The organism is Stenotrophomonas sp. 220_Sma (genome assembly GCF_056487375.1).
In genome coordinates this window covers 545,917-559,210 of the sequence record NZ_CM151348.1, presented here as the reverse complement: position 1 = coordinate 559,210, position 13,294 = coordinate 545,917, and the positions used below count along the sequence as shown (strand labels likewise).

15 protein-coding genes are annotated in these 13,294 nt (G+C 68.3%); 10 read left to right on the top strand and 5 right to left on the bottom strand.

Annotation, left to right across the window (positions count from 1 at the left end; all coding sequences use genetic code 11):
* Positions 1–66 precede the first annotated feature (66 nt).
* Positions 67–756, top strand: coding sequence for a winged helix-turn-helix domain-containing protein (locus tag ACZLIB_RS02690; RefSeq protein WP_010484092.1), 690 nt, complete (start codon positions 67–69; stop codon positions 754–756).
* Positions 753–2,099 carry an ATP-binding protein gene (locus ACZLIB_RS02685; protein ID WP_121504808.1) on the top strand — a complete coding sequence of 449 codons (1,347 nt, stop codon included), beginning with the start codon at positions 753–755 and terminating at the stop codon, positions 2,097–2,099. The genes ACZLIB_RS02690 and ACZLIB_RS02685 overlap by 4 nt, the downstream gene beginning before the upstream one ends.
* Here the strand turns inward: ACZLIB_RS02685 and ACZLIB_RS02680 are convergent.
* Together ACZLIB_RS02680 and ACZLIB_RS02675 are read right to left on the bottom strand one after the other, a co-directional pair.
* The gene (locus ACZLIB_RS02680) at positions 2,096–3,565 is read right to left on the bottom strand and encodes a sensor histidine kinase (RefSeq protein ID WP_478469098.1); all 1,470 of its coding nucleotides are present in this window, start codon (positions 3,563–3,565) and stop codon (positions 2,096–2,098) included. The genes ACZLIB_RS02685 and ACZLIB_RS02680 overlap by 4 nt on opposite strands.
* A complete protein-coding gene (locus ACZLIB_RS02675) occupies positions 3,562–4,281 on the bottom strand; it encodes a response regulator transcription factor (RefSeq protein ID WP_014645826.1) in 720 nt (239 codons plus the stop codon). The genes ACZLIB_RS02680 and ACZLIB_RS02675 overlap by 4 nt, the downstream gene beginning before the upstream one ends.
* A 144-nt stretch (positions 4,282–4,425) precedes the next feature.
* Between ACZLIB_RS02675 and msrB the strand changes: the two genes are divergently transcribed.
* The 6 genes from msrB (at position 4,426) to ACZLIB_RS02645 (ending at position 9,647) form a co-directional block, all read left to right on the top strand.
* Positions 4,426–4,998: a peptide-methionine (R)-S-oxide reductase MsrB gene (msrB, locus tag ACZLIB_RS02670; RefSeq protein ID WP_478469097.1), complete on the top strand. Its 573-nt coding sequence runs from the start codon at positions 4,426–4,428 to the stop codon at positions 4,996–4,998.
* 2 nt (positions 4,999–5,000) lie between these two features.
* Positions 5,001–6,770: a cytochrome c biogenesis protein DipZ gene (locus tag ACZLIB_RS02665; RefSeq protein ID WP_478469095.1), complete on the top strand. Its 1,770-nt coding sequence runs from the start codon at positions 5,001–5,003 to the stop codon at positions 6,768–6,770.
* Positions 6,771–6,784: 14 nt separating this feature from the next.
* Positions 6,785–7,522 (top strand): peptide-methionine (S)-S-oxide reductase MsrA, encoded by a 738-nt coding sequence (msrA, locus tag ACZLIB_RS02660; RefSeq protein WP_285302970.1) that lies wholly within the window; start codon positions 6,785–6,787, stop codon positions 7,520–7,522.
* 202 nt (positions 7,523–7,724) lie between these two features.
* The gene (locus tag ACZLIB_RS02655; RefSeq protein WP_478469092.1) at positions 7,725–9,173 is read left to right on the top strand and encodes an aminotransferase-like domain-containing protein; all 1,449 of its coding nucleotides are present in this window, start codon (positions 7,725–7,727) and stop codon (positions 9,171–9,173) included.
* Positions 9,174–9,212: 39 nt separating this feature from the next.
* Positions 9,213–9,410: a hypothetical protein gene (locus ACZLIB_RS02650; protein WP_164080447.1), complete on the top strand. Its 198-nt coding sequence runs from the start codon at positions 9,213–9,215 to the stop codon at positions 9,408–9,410.
* 87 nt (positions 9,411–9,497) lie between these two features.
* On the top strand, positions 9,498–9,647 hold the full coding sequence (locus ACZLIB_RS02645; RefSeq protein WP_157805922.1) for a hypothetical protein: 150 nt from the start codon (positions 9,498–9,500) through the stop codon (positions 9,645–9,647).
* A gap of 75 nt (positions 9,648–9,722) precedes the next feature.
* On the opposite strand, the gene bioD is transcribed toward ACZLIB_RS02645, so the two are convergent.
* On the bottom strand, positions 9,723–10,406 hold the full coding sequence (bioD, locus tag ACZLIB_RS02640; protein ID WP_478469090.1) for a dethiobiotin synthase: 684 nt from the start codon (positions 10,404–10,406) through the stop codon (positions 9,723–9,725).
* A 68-nt stretch (positions 10,407–10,474) separates the two neighbouring features.
* Between bioD and ACZLIB_RS02635 the strand changes: the two genes are divergently transcribed.
* Positions 10,475–10,957: a GAF domain-containing protein gene (locus ACZLIB_RS02635; protein WP_005407940.1), complete on the top strand. Its 483-nt coding sequence runs from the start codon at positions 10,475–10,477 to the stop codon at positions 10,955–10,957.
* Positions 10,954–11,316 carry a TfoX/Sxy family protein gene (locus tag ACZLIB_RS02630; RefSeq protein ID WP_032128727.1) on the top strand — a complete coding sequence of 121 codons (363 nt, stop codon included), beginning with the start codon at positions 10,954–10,956 and terminating at the stop codon, positions 11,314–11,316. The genes ACZLIB_RS02635 and ACZLIB_RS02630 overlap by 4 nt, the downstream gene beginning before the upstream one ends.
* 91 nt (positions 11,317–11,407) lie before the next feature.
* Here the strand turns inward: ACZLIB_RS02630 and ACZLIB_RS02625 are convergent, their stop codons facing one another.
* Positions 11,408–11,986, bottom strand: coding sequence for a histidine phosphatase family protein (locus ACZLIB_RS02625; protein WP_478469089.1), 579 nt, complete (start codon positions 11,984–11,986; stop codon positions 11,408–11,410).
* 127 nt (positions 11,987–12,113) lie between these two features.
* A complete protein-coding gene (locus tag ACZLIB_RS02620; protein WP_110710946.1) occupies positions 12,114–13,241 on the bottom strand; it encodes an acyltransferase family protein in 1,128 nt (375 codons plus the stop codon).
* Positions 13,242–13,294: the final 53 nt, after the last annotated feature.

The following is a 13,294-nucleotide window of genomic DNA, read 5'->3' as shown; positions in this document are numbered from 1 at the left end:
CAGGCTGGGATAGCATCGCCGCGCTCGTGCCGTGGCGGTACGTTTGCGCCCACGGAGGCCTTGAAAATGCTGGATATCGTACTGGTTGAAGACGATGCCCGCCTGGGTACGATGGTCAGCGACTATCTGCAGCGGCATGGCTATCAGGTGGCCCATGAGCGCAGTGGTGAGCGCGCGGTGGCCCGGATCCTGGCCGAGAAGCCGGCCCTGGTCCTGCTCGATGTCGGCCTGCCCGACCAGGATGGTTTCGAAGTGTGTCGGCAGATCCGGCCCCACTATGACGGCATCATCTGTGTGTTGACCGCCCGCACCGACAACATCGACCAGGTGCTGGGACTGGAGCTGGGGGCCGACGATTACATCGGTAAACCCATCGAACCGCGGGTGCTGCTCGCCCGCCTGCGTGCCCACCTGCGCCGCCATCGCCGGGTCGAACCGCGCGACGGCAGCCTGCGCTTCGGCGAGCTGAACATCGACCCGTCCACCCGCAACGTGCACCTGCAGGGCGGCCTGCTGGAGCTGACCACGGCCGAGTTCGACCTGCTGTTCCTGCTGGCCAGCAACGCCGGCCAGATCCTGGACCGCGATGCGCTGCTGCGCGGCCTGCGTGGCATCGCCTTTGACGGCCTGGACCGTTCGATCGATGCGCGCATCTCGCGCCTGCGCCGCAAGCTGGGCGACAACCCTGAACAACCGGAGCGGATCAAGACCGTCCGTGGACGCGGCTACCTGTTCAGCCGCTCGGCATGGGGATGAAGCGCACGCACTCGGCGATGCGCGGCCACGCCTTCCACTTCCTGCGCTACGGCATCGGCTTCCTGGTCGCCCACCTGCTGCTGATCGTGCTGGGCCTGTGGGCCTGGGATGCGCTGCTGGAAGACCGCACCGAAGCCAGCCTGCTGGCCGAGATGCGTGGCACCCATGCGCTGCTGCAGCAACGCTTCGCGGAAACACCACGTGACCAGTGGCCGGCGCTGGCACGAGGGCTCGACGCCGACTTCGCCTATGCCCTGCGGATGGTGCCGCTGGCCGAGGCGGAGAAGGCGCTGTCGGCCAGCCAGCGACCGCCGTTCAACAACGGCCGTGTGCAGATCGACCTGGAACACATGCGCAGCCTGCAGCGGATCGGCGACAGCGACTATGCCGTGATGCTGGGGCCACTGGATGAAGCGTTGCCTGAGGAAGGCTGGCAGGACAGCGAAGTGTCCGGCGTGGCGATCCTGCTGCTGATCCTGATGGTGGCCGTGGCGCTGCCGATGTATGTGATGGTCTACCGCCTGTGGCGCGACGTCTCGCAGCTGGCCCAGGCCGCCCGGCAGATGCGCGATGGTCAGCTGGACACGCGTGCGCCGCGCGCCGGCACCGCGCTGGTGCGGCCGCTGGCCAATGCATTCAACCACATGGCCGAGCAGCTGCAGCAGCTGCTGGAAAGCCAGCGCGTGCTGGCGCAGGCGGTGGCGCACGAAGTCCGCACGCCGTTGGCGCGGATGCGCTTCGGCCTGGCCGACCTGGAGGACACCGCGCTGGACGAGATACAACGCGATGCGCTGGGCGGCCTGCGCACCGATGTCGATCGGCTGCAGCACCTCACCGATGCCGGCGTCGAGTACGCCGCGCTGGGCCGCTGCCATCAGCTGACCCGCCAGCGCCTGCAGCTGGCCGCGCTGGTCCGTGGCGTGGTGGCTCAGTTCGCACCGCTGCCGCTGCCGGTACAGCAGGCGCTGTCGCCAGCAGGCCTGGTCAATGTCAACCGGCATATGCTGGAACTGGCGCTGCGCAACCTGCTCGGCAATGCCCTGCGTTACGCACGGCGGCAGATCCGTATCGCCAGCACGGTCAACGACGGCTGGCTGTGCCTGCAGGTGGAGGACGACGGCCCCGGCATTGCGCCCGAACTGCGCGGCCAGGTGCTGCAACCCTATGTGCGGCTGGACCCGGGCAGCCCCGGTTTCGGCCTCGGCCTGGCGCTGGTGCAGGTGGTGGCCGACAAGCATGGCGGCCACGTTGAAGTGACCGATTCGGAGCTGGGCGGTGCCTGCATCCGCCTGCACCTGCCGCTGGAAAGCGGCGGTGCCGTGGAGAGCGAGACGACCTGCTAGACCGCCGGTTCCGCGCGCGGCAGGGCAAACACGAACAGCGCGCCACGCTCACTGTCACGCAGTTCGATGCGGCGGCCATGCAGCTGCACGATCCGCTGCACGATCAGCAGGCCAAGCCCACCGTTCTCGCCACGCCGTGCGCCCAGCGCGGCCGGCGCCTGGAACAACTGTGCACGCAGCGCCGCTGCCACGCCGGGACCATCATCGGCCACGCTCACCTCGATGCTGTCCGCGGTCGCACGCAGGCACACTTCGATCCGGCCACCTTCCGGTGCGTGCCGCAATGCATTGTCGAGCAGGTTGGTCAGCACGCGCTCGACCAGGCCCAGGTCAGCACGTACCAGCGGCAGGCCGGGCGGGAACGCGGCGTGCAGGCGCTGGTTGCGTGCCTGCGCCGCCAGCTCGAATTTCTGCAGTACGTCCTGCAGCAGTTCCGGCAGCGCGAACACTTCCCACTCCAGGCGCACTTCGCCATGTTCCAGCCGCGCCAGCTCGAACAGCGCACGCGCCAGCCGGCCAACCTTGGCGCTCTGTGCCAGCGCGATACCGAGGTAGCGGCGGCGCTCGTCCGGTGACAGCGTGGAGTCCTTCAGCGCCAGCGTTTCCAGGTAGCCGTGCAGCGACGACAACGGCGTGCGCAGATCATGCGAGATGTTGGCCACCAGTTCGCGCCGCTGCAGGTCCTGCTGGCGCAGCTGCTGCCATTGCTCACCCAGCCGCTGCGCCATCTGCGCATGTGCATGTTCGAGAATTACCAGCTCGTCGCGCTCGCCCGGGCGCAGCGGTTCGGGCGGCGGCAACGGTGTCGGCGCATCGATATCGAAGGCTTGGATGCGCCGGGTCAGCCGCCGCAGCGGACGGGTCACCCAGTAGAACGCCACCAGCCCGGCCAGCAGGCCGAGGCTTCCGACCAGCATCACCGACCACCATGTGGTGTTCCACTGGCTGCCCGCCGCCAGGTCGTCGGCGAGCATCTGCCGGTGTTCGCCGACCAGCACTACGTACACATAACCGGCCTGGCGGCCCTGCACGATCAACGGTGCAGCACTGAACACCTTGCGGCCATCGGCGCTGCGCGGGTCATCGCCGAGGATCGGCAGTGGCGCACCAGCCAGCAGGCGGCGCAGCGGTGCCACGTCCACCTTGTTTCGCACCAGATGGCCACTGGGCGCATCGTGACCGAGGATGCGGCCCTGGTCGTCCAGCAGGTAGACCTCGACGCTGGGATTAACCGCCATCAACTGACCGAACAGCGCGCGCACCGCCGCATCGCGCATGCCACTGGTGTCCATCAGTTCGCTGCGCTGGGCGATGTGTTCGGCCAGGCCCAGCGACAGCCGCTGCACCACTTCCTGCTCATGGCGGGTGTTGGCGCGCATCTGCAGTGCCAGCAACGCCATGCAGCACATCAGCATCAGCGCGGCGATCACCGCCGCCAGCTTCTGCCACAGATTGGGCTTGATCATGCCGCCGCCCCGGCCGGGTCGACCAGCTTGTAGCCGCGGCCCCACACCGTCAGCAGCCGCCGCGGGTTGGCCGGGTCCGGCTCGATCTTGCTGCGCAGGCGGTTGATATGGGTATTGACCGTATGCTCGTAACCATCGTGCTGATAGCCCCAGACCTGGTTGAGCAGCTCCATACGCGCGAACACCTGGTCCGGATGACGGGCGAAGAACAGCAGCAGATCAAATTCGCGCGGCGTCAGCTCCAACGTATTGCCATCCACCGACGCGGTGCGCGCGACCGGATCGAGTTGCAGCCCACCCAGCTCGATCGCGCCGGCATCGATGCGCGCGCTCTGCGCCATCGCCTCGGCGCGGCGCAGCAGCGCGCGCACCCGTGCCACCAGTTCCGGCATCGAAAAAGGTTTTGCCAGGTAATCGTCCGCGCCGAGTTCCAGGCCGACGATCCGCTGCGTTTCGCTGCCGCGCGCGCTGATGATGATGATCGGTACATAGCGCGCCATCGCGCGTGCACGCTGGCACACCTGCAGCCCATCCACGCCGGGCAGCATCACGTCCAGCACCAGTGCATCCCACGGGCCGTCCTGCTCGAGCAGGCGCAGGCCGGCATCGCCGCTGGCGGCATGGGCGACGTCGTAACCCTCATCGCCCAGATGCATGCGCAGCAGGTCGGCGATGTGGGCATCGTCTTCAACGATCAGCACGCGTTTGGTGGACATCGGCAGCTCGGGGCCAGTGGGGAGGCTGGCTGCATTGTGGCGCGGGACGGCCGCCGATACCTCACGAAAAATTGAATCCTGCGTGAGGATTCGTTGACCCGGGCGGGCGCAGCATGGCCCCGTCGCCCCTTCCCGGAGTCCGCCATGTCCCTCTCCCGCCGCCATCTGCTGGGCCTGGGCGGTGTTGCCACCGCCGCCGGCCTGCTCGGCCTGGGGGCCTGCAGCCGCGCCGCCCCGGCGGCCGCTGAAGCACGCCCGCCGCGACAGTTCGAGGTCATGCACAGCGATGCGCAGTGGCGCCAGCAACTGACCCCGGCGCAGTACGCGGTGCTGCGCCAGCAGGCCACCGAGCGCCCGTACAGCAGCCCACTCAACAAGGAACATCGGCAGGGCACTTTCGCCTGCGCCGGCTGTGCGCTGCCGCTGTTCTCCTCCTCCACCAAGTTCGAGAGCGGCACCGGCTGGCCCAGCTTCTGGGCACCGCTGCACAACGCCATCGGCGAAGACCGCGACGTCACCTTCGGGATGCTGCGGGTGGAGGTGCACTGCCGCCGCTGCGGCGGCCATCTCGGCCATGTGTTCAACGATGGGCCACGCCCGACCGGGCTGCGCTACTGCATGAACGGTGCGGCGATGGTGTTCGTTCCCAGTGCCCCTGCTGGCACTGCCGACGGCTGGCGGGTGCCGGTCGGTTCTTCCCCTGCTTCCGGAGCCTGACGATGCTGCTGTTGCTGCTTGCCTATCTGGGGGGCGCGCTGACCCTGCTCAGCCCCTGCATCCTGCCGGTGCTGCCGTTCGTGTTCGCGCGTGCCGATCGCCCGTTCCTGCGCAGCACGCTGCCGCTGCTGTTGGGCATGGCGCTCACCTTCACCGTGGTCGCCAGCCTGGCCGCGGTGGGCAGCCAATGGGTGGCGCAGGCCAACCAGGTAGGACGCTGGATCGCCCTGCTGCTGATGGCGTTGTTCTCGGTCGCCCTGCTCTGGCCGCGGCTGGCCGACCACCTGCTGGCACCGTTCCAGCGCGTGGGTGCCCGCCTGAGCGCACGCGCCGATGCGGCGGATGCCGCGGGGCACGGCGGCGCGTGGACCTCGCTGCTGATCGGCATCGCCACTGGCCTGCTGTGGGCGCCGTGCGCCGGGCCGATCCTCGGCCTGGTGCTGACCGGTGCTGCCCTGCATGGCGCCAGCGTCGGTACCAGCACCCTGCTGCTTGCCTATGCATCGGGTGCGATCACCGCGCTGGCGCTGGCGGTGTGGGTCGGCGGCCGCGTGTTCCGTGCGCTGCATGCGCGGCTCGGCCTCGGCGATGTCCTGCGCAAGGTGCTGGGTGTAGCCGCGCTGCTGGCCGTCGTGGCGATCGGCCTCGGCTGGGATACCGGCCTGCTGACCCGTCTTTCAACGGTCAGCACCGCGCGTATCGAGCAAAGCCTGCTGGACGCAGTGCCCGGCGCGCAGCCGGCGGCACCACCGATGATGATGATGGCCGGCGCCAATGCCGGTGCCGATGCACCGCTGCCGGTGGAAGGCACCCTGCCCGCGCTGGATGGCGCCACCGGCTGGCTCAACAGCCCGCCGCTGAGCGCACAGCAGCTGCGCGGCAAGGTGGTGCTGGTCGATTTCTGGACCTATTCCTGCATCAACTGCCTGCGCGCGATGCCGTTCGTGCACGAATGGGAACGTCGCTACCGTGACCATGGGCTGGTGGTGGTCGGCGTGCACACGCCGGAATTCGCCTTCGAACGTGACCCACGCAACGTGATGAAGGCGGTGCAACAGCTGAAGGTCGAGTACCCGGTGGCGCTCGACAACCAGTACACGATCTGGCGCGCCTTCAATAACCGCTACTGGCCGGCGCAGTACTTCGTCGACGCGCAGGGCAACATCCGCGGCCACCAGTTCGGCGAGGGCAACTATGCGCGCTCGGAACAGATGATCCGTCGCCTGCTGACCGAAGCCGGGCAGACCAACCTGCCACCACCGGCCGATCCCGCTGCCGCCGACCTGAAGGGCGTGGCCGTGCAGGCCGACATGGGCAACCTGCGTTCGCCGGAAACCTACCTGGGCCACGCCCGCGCCGAGCAGTTCGCCTCGCCCGGCGGGCAGCGCAGCGACACCGCGTTCGACTACACGCTGCCCACCACTCTGGCGTTGAACCAATGGGGACTGTCCGGGCGCTGGACCGTCACCGACGAGGCCGCACAGCTGCAGCAGGCCGGTGGCCGCATCGCCTTCCAGTTCCACGCACGTGACCTGCACCTGGTGCTGGCACCGAACGAGGACGGCAAGCCAGTGCGCTTCCGCGTCTGGCTGGATGGCAAGCCGCTGCCCGCCGCCGATGCCGGCAGCGATGTCGGCGCCGATGGCAGCGGCGTGGTCAACGAACACCGCCTGTACCAGCTGGTGCGCCAGCGCGGCGCGGTCGGCCCGCATCGCTTCGAGATCGAATTCCTCGATGCGGGCGCGCAGGCCTATGCCTTCACCTTCGGTTGAAACGGGAGCACACGATGAAACTCTCTTTTGAACAAGGTATCGCCGCCGGTGTCGCCGGCTTGGTAGCTGCTGCATTGATCGCTGGCGTGCTGCTGGTCGACCACGGCGCAGTCGCGGCACCGCTGGAAGCCAGCGCGCAGGCCAAGGCACTGCCGGCGCCCAGCGGCGACGCCGCGTTCCGCGATGACGCCACCCATGCCAGCGTGGTGTTCGCCGGCGGTTGCTTCTGGGGCGTGCAGGGCGTGTTCCAGCACGTCAAAGGCGTGAGCAATGCGGTGTCCGGCTACATCGGTGGCAGCGCGGCCAATGCGCGCTATGAGCGCGTCAGCGGTGGCCAGACCGGTCATGCCGAGGCGGTGAAGATCGACTACGACCCGCGCCAGGTCAGCTATGGCCAGCTGATGCAGGTGTTCTTCTCGGTGGTGCACGACCCGACCCAGCTCAATCGGCAGGGACCGGACCAGGGCAGCCAGTACCGCTCGGCGATCTTCAGTGATGACGCACGCCAGCAGGCTGCCAGCCGCGCCTACATCGCCCAGCTCGGCCAGGCCGGCAGCTACCGCGCACCGATCGTCACCCAGCTGGTCAGCGGCCAGCGCTTCTACCCGGCCGAGAGCTACCACCAGAACTACATGAGCAACTACCCGCAGGCGGCCTACATCCGCTACTACGACGCACCGAAGCTGGCGGCACTGGGCAAGCAGTTCCCGGCGCTGTACCGGCGCGACGCGGCGCTGGTGCCGATGCGGTAACGACCCGGGTAGTGCCGGCCGCTGGCCGGCTCCTGCGGATCTGGGGATCGCCGGCCAGCGGCCGGTACCACCTCCAAAAAGACGCACGGCCATCCAGCCGTGCGCTTGGGAAGTATCGGCCGTGCCCCGATCAGGCCCGTCCGACAACGACATGCTAGGCTCGCCATCATCATGGGTACAGCACCAGATGGCGGGAAGTTCGATGGATACAGATGACCAGAGCGCGATGATCCCACCCCGCTACCAACGGCTGTCCGATGAACTGGCCGAAGCCATCCACGGCGGACGTCTCCCGGTCGGCAGCCGCCTGCCTTCACTGCGGCAGATGGCCCTGCAGCGAAGGCTCAGCCTGAACACGGTGATCGCGGCCTATCGCCAGCTGGAGGACGCCGGCCTGGTCATTCCGCGGCCCAAAGCCGGCTTCGAGGTCGCGCCGCGATTGTCGGTGCCGGAACGTTCGCTGCGCGACACGCCGTCCGCACCCACCGCACCACTGCAGCAGGTGCTGATGGCGCGCGTGCTGGAGGCACAACGTCGCTCCGGAGTGATCGACCTGGCCTTCGCCGGTCCGCGCGGGCGCCAGTTCTATCCGGGCGCGCAGCTGGCCCGGCATACCGCGCAGGTGCTGCGGCACGGCCAGCAGACAGTGGAATCCTACGCGCGCCCGAACGGCTCCCCCAGGCTGCTGGCGCAGATCGTGCGTCGCGGTCCACGCATGGGCCTGCACACCCATAGCGAGCGGCTGCTGCTGACCCACGGCGCGATGGAGGCCCTGCAGCTGGCGTTGCGCGCGGTCACCCAGCCCGGCGACGCGGTCGGCATCGAGGCGCCGTCCTACTTCAACCTCTACCCCTTGCTGGCCAACCTCGGCCTGCAGGCCATCGAGCTGCCCACCCACCCGCAGCACGGCCTGGATGTCGACGCATTGGATGCGCTGCTGGAGCACACGCCGCTGGCCGCACTGGTGGTGATGCCGACCGTGCACAATCCGCTGGGCTGCACCATGCCGACACCCGCCAAGCAACGCCTGGCCGAACTGGTCAACGCGCGCCAGCTGCCGCTGATCGAAGATGCGGTGTACGCAGAACTGCAGTTCTGCGAGCCGCCGGCACCGCTGCTGAAGGCGTTTGATCGCGATGGCTGGGTGATGGTGGTCGGTGGTTTCTCCAAGACGCTGGCGCCGGATTACCGCATCGGTTGGCTGGACGGGGGGCGCTTCGCCGAGCGCATCGCACTGCTCAAGTTCCAGTCCACCGGTGGCGAACCGCAGCTGCTGGGCGATGCGGTGGCGGCGTATCTGGAAGCCGGCAGCTACGAGCATCACCTGCACCGCATGCGCCGGCTGTACCGCGAACAGGTGGGACGGCTGCGCCAGCTGGTGGCCGAACACTTCCCGGCCGGCACCCGTGCCACCGAGCCGCAAGGCGGCTTCCTGCTGTGGCTCGAACTGCCGGGCGTGGATACGCGTGAGCTGTTCGAGCGTGCGCTGGCAGAGGACATCGTGTTCATGCCCGGCCAGGTGTATTCGCGTGGTGCGCGTTATCGCCACTGCCTGCGTCTGTCGTGCTGCCAGACCTTGGATGCGCGTTTCATCGGTGCGGTGGAGCGGCTCGGTGCGATCGCGAAGGAGCTGGCGGCTGCGGCACGGTAGTGCCGGCCGCTGGCCGGCAACCTCGGGATCGCCGGGTGGATGCAGTTGCCGGCCAGCGGCCGGCACTACCCAGGATCACTCAAGCAGGTGCACGCCCAGCGCCGCGTGTACTCGCGCGGCGCGCGCTATCGCCACTGCCTGCGGCTGTCGTGCTGCCAGATGCTGGATGCGCGCTTCATCGGCGCGGTGGAGCGGCTCGGTGCGATCGCGAAGGAGCTGGCAGCTGCAACACGGTAGTGCCGGCCGCTGGCCGGCAACCTCGGGATCGCCGGGTGGATGCAGTTGCCGGCCAGCGGCCGGCACTACCCAGGATCACTCAAGCACGTGCGCGCCCAGCGCCGCGTGTACTCGCGCGGCGCACGCTACCGCCACTGCCTGCGGCTGTCGTGCTGCCAGACGCTGGATGCGCGCTTCATCGGTGCGGTGGAGCGGCTCGGTGCGATCGCGAAGGAGCTGGCGGCTGCGGCACGGTAACGCCGGCCGCTGGCCGGCAACCTCGGGATCGCCGGGTGGATGCAGTTGCCGGCCAGCGGCCGGCACTACCCAGGGTCACTCGAGCAGGTACGCCGACAGCGCTTCGCCATTCGCACCCGGCAGATACGGCAGCCGCCCCCAGCACGGCATCGGCAGGCGCTGCTGCAACGTCGCGATGTTCTCATCCTGGCGCTGCATCACCGGGTCGATGTGGTTGCCGATCCAGCCCAGGCACTCCACGCCGCTGGCCTGCAGCGACTGCGCGGTCAGCCGCGCATGGTTGACGCAGCCCAGCCGCATGCCCACCACCAACAGCACGGGCAGCTGCAGTGCGCGCACCAGGTCAAGCTGGTCCAGCGTGGCCGAGACCGGCGCCAGCCAACCGCCAACGCCCTCCACCACCACGACATCGGCCTGCGCACGCAGGCGCGCGAACGCGGCCACGATCGGCGCCAGTTCCACCTGCACGCCATCCTCGGCAGCGGCCAGCTCCGGCGCCAGCGGTTGCCGCAGCGCGTACGGATTCAGGTCGGCATAGACCGGCACCGGCCAACTGGCCGCCTGCAGCGCCAGCGCGTCCTCGTTGCGCAGGCCCTGCCCCAGATCTTCACTGCCACTGGCCACGGGCTTCATGCCGACTGCGCGCAGGCCGCGCCGGCGCAGTGCATGCAGCAGCGCGGTGCTGGCCGCGGTCTTGCCGATCTCGGTATCGGTGCCGGTGACGAACAGGGCAGGCGGCAGCGTGGCGAGCAACGGCATCGATAAGCTCCAGCGGGGCAACAGAGCCTGCATTATCGCCGGCCCGGCGCGCTTGCTAGACTGCGGGCATGTTCGCCAATGCCTCGCTTACCGGCAGCAAGCCGGAACAATACGCCCAGCTGCTGGAACAGGCCCGTGGCCTGGTCTACGCCGAGTCCGACCGCATCGCCAACGCGGCCAACCTCTCCGCACTGGTCTATCACGCTCTGCCCGACCTGAACTGGGTGGGCTTCTACCTTTACGACGGCAAGGAACTGGTGGTCGGCCCGTTCCAGGGCCTGCCGGCCTGCGTGCGCATCCCGCTGGACAAGGGCGTGTGCGGTGCCGCCGCCAGCCAGCGCGTGACCCAGCGCGTGGAGGACGTCGATGCCTTCCCCGGCCACATCGCCTGCGATTCGGCCTCGCGTTCGGAACTGGTGGTGCCACTGCTGCGCGGCGATGAACTGATCGGCGTGTTCGACATCGACAGCCCGAAAGTCGGCCGCTTCGATGCCGACGACCAGGCCGGCCTGGAAGCCATCGCCCGCGTGTTCGTCGAGGCGCTGGGATGAGCGCACCGAAGCTGCGCAACATCGGCCCGAAGAGTGCGGCGTGGCTGCGTCAGGTCGGCCTGCGCAGCCGCGAGGATCTGGTTGCGATCGGCGCGGTCGGTGCCTTCGTCAAGGTCAAGCGCGCCGGCTTCAAGCCCAGCCTGAACCTGCTCTATTCACTGGAAGGCGCGTTGCTGGACTGCCATTGGCAGGAACTGAGCGAGCCGCAGCGTGAGGCGCTGGTGCAGGATTACGAAGCGCGCATCGCTGCGCATCCGCTGAAGGCGGCCGGCCCCGCTTCGGGCCCGGTGCATGAGCAGCGCTTCGATGCTGACGACGACGCTGAGGACAGCGTGGCCGAGCGCGCGGACGAGGATTGAGGCCTCCGCGTTCCTGGGGATGCCGGCCAGCGGCCGGCACTACCACTGTGATGCGGGATCGGTAGCGCCGGGTCATGCCCGGCGAGTGCGGTCAGGGCTGCTGCAGCTCCAGCAGTTCGCCCACCATCCCGACCTCGCCGCGCTCCAGCCACACCCGCAGGCGTGTGCCGTGGTCAATACGCAGGGCCCAGCACAGCGACATCGGCAGGCCGCAGACCTGCGACAGCACCATGCGCAGCGGGCCGCCGTGGCTGACCACCAGCGTCGGTACCGGATCGTCATCATCAAGCAGGCGATCCAGCGCGCGCGCGATGCGCCGCTCGAAGTGGCCCCAGCTTTCGCCGTTCGGCGGCGGGAATGCATGCGGGTCGGCATGGAAGGCCGCCAATGCGTCCTCCGGCAGGTCGAACAGCGACTGCCCGTCCCAATCGCCGAAATCCAGCTCTTCCCATTCCTCGTCTGCTTCCACGTCCAGCCCACGCGGCGTGGCCAGGGCCATCGCCGTGTGCAGCGAGCGCAGCCGTGGCGAACTGATCACCCGCTCCCAGGGCTGCGCAGCGTAGGCGTCGACCAGTTCCTGCGGCAGGCGGGCCAGCTGCGGTGGATCGCTGCGGCCATCGAGGAACTCATCGCGACCGTTGCCGGCATGGCGGACCAGGTCGAGGATCACGGCAGTGCAACCGTATACAACACGCTTGCCGGCGACTGCATCGCGCGCGGAGTGGGAAAAATCGACGATTGAAGCAACATCATGAACACCACTTCTGGACAGCGTCCCCGTAGTGGGGCGCGTCATTCTAGCGTGGGCCGCCCTCTGCCTGCCTGGGAGAGGGCCCTGCACGTGATACGGACAGCGATGCCATCACGCGTTTGCCCAGCCGGATCATCGGCGCTTCGATGCAGCGGTGGCCCAGCGCAGCCAACGGCATTGCGACTGCCAGTACCAGCGCAGCGCACAGCAGATAGCCGGTTGTCCCATCACCAACGGCCGCCAACAGCCGGCGAAGCACCGGCCCCAGCACGGCGATCACAATGGGATGCCCCAGGTAGAGCGAGTAGCTCACCGTACCCAGCCACGCCGTCGCCCGGTTGACGAGCAGACGCGGCGGGCATTGCGAGCAGCCCAACAGCACTGCCAGATAGCCCAGGCCGGCCAGCTGCCATGGTCCTGCCCCGCTCCAGCCAGCTGCGATCCCCGCCACGACCAGCAACAGCAACAGGGCACCGGCCATGTTCAGTGCCTTCCCCCACCACCGCGCCCGCGCCGGAGACAATTGCGAGAGCGCGTTGTACGCATGGAACGCCACCAACCCCATCGCGAACACGGGCGCGTGCGTCAGCCAACCATAGCCGCCCAGCGAGGCCTCCGCGCGTGCACCCAGCGCGCCGGTTCCGGCCAGCGCCGCCAGCCCCAGCAGCACCAAGAGGAGCGTCCAGGCCCGACGCCCGTTATCCACCAACAGGTACAGCAAAGGGAAGATCGCATAGAACAACATCTCCACTCCGACCGCCCAGCTTGCCCACACAATGCCCTGCTCCCAGCCGGGGAACAGGTTGAATGTGAATGTGGCGTTCGCAACGATTTCGGCCCACGGGTGGCCGGCATGGCTGCCACGGCCATCGCGGAAGATCGAGAACGCCAGCAGCAGATAGAACAGCGGTGCGATGCGCAGGAAGCGGTGCAGGTAGAAACTCAGCAACGGCCGACCGCTGGCTCTGTGACGAGGCTGGGTATAACACAGCGAGAACGCGCTGATCACGAAAAACAGTGCGACACCCGTGGCCCCCAGCTGCAGAACGGGCAACAACCAACCAGCGACAGTCAGCGTCGGCGCCGGCATCGACTGGACGTGAAACAACACAACGTAGACGGCAGCCAAACCCCGAAGAGAATCGAGGAACTGCAGGCGATCCTTTGCAATCATGTTCCAGGTTCCAACCAGATGCGCGTGCGACGCTCCTCACTCTACCAGCTGGC

Excerpts from the sequence above, each read along its gene's own strand:
- ACZLIB_RS02690 (WP_010484092.1), top strand. The coding sequence starts at position 67 with ATGCTGGATATCGTACTGGTTGAAGACGATGCCCGCCTGGGTACGATG.
- ACZLIB_RS02685 (WP_121504808.1), top strand. The coding sequence starts at position 753 with ATGAAGCGCACGCACTCGGCGATGCGCGGCCACGCCTTCCACTTCCTG.
- ACZLIB_RS02680 (WP_478469098.1), bottom strand. The coding sequence starts at position 3,565 with ATGATCAAGCCCAATCTGTGGCAGAAGCTGGCGGCGGTGATCGCCGCG.
- ACZLIB_RS02675 (WP_014645826.1), bottom strand. The coding sequence starts at position 4,281 with ATGTCCACCAAACGCGTGCTGATCGTTGAAGACGATGCCCACATCGCC.
- msrB (WP_478469097.1), top strand. The coding sequence starts at position 4,426 with ATGTCCCTCTCCCGCCGCCATCTGCTGGGCCTGGGCGGTGTTGCCACC.
- ACZLIB_RS02665 (WP_478469095.1), top strand. The coding sequence starts at position 5,001 with ATGCTGCTGTTGCTGCTTGCCTATCTGGGGGGCGCGCTGACCCTGCTC.
- msrA (WP_285302970.1), top strand. The coding sequence starts at position 6,785 with ATGAAACTCTCTTTTGAACAAGGTATCGCCGCCGGTGTCGCCGGCTTG.
- ACZLIB_RS02655 (WP_478469092.1), top strand. The coding sequence starts at position 7,725 with ATGGATACAGATGACCAGAGCGCGATGATCCCACCCCGCTACCAACGG.
- ACZLIB_RS02650 (WP_164080447.1), top strand. The coding sequence starts at position 9,213 with ATGCAGTTGCCGGCCAGCGGCCGGCACTACCCAGGATCACTCAAGCAG.
- bioD (WP_478469090.1), bottom strand. The coding sequence starts at position 10,406 with ATGCCGTTGCTCGCCACGCTGCCGCCTGCCCTGTTCGTCACCGGCACC.
- ACZLIB_RS02635 (WP_005407940.1), top strand. The coding sequence starts at position 10,475 with ATGTTCGCCAATGCCTCGCTTACCGGCAGCAAGCCGGAACAATACGCC.
- ACZLIB_RS02630 (WP_032128727.1), top strand. The coding sequence starts at position 10,954 with ATGAGCGCACCGAAGCTGCGCAACATCGGCCCGAAGAGTGCGGCGTGG.
- ACZLIB_RS02620 (WP_110710946.1), bottom strand. The coding sequence starts at position 13,241 with ATGATTGCAAAGGATCGCCTGCAGTTCCTCGATTCTCTTCGGGGTTTG.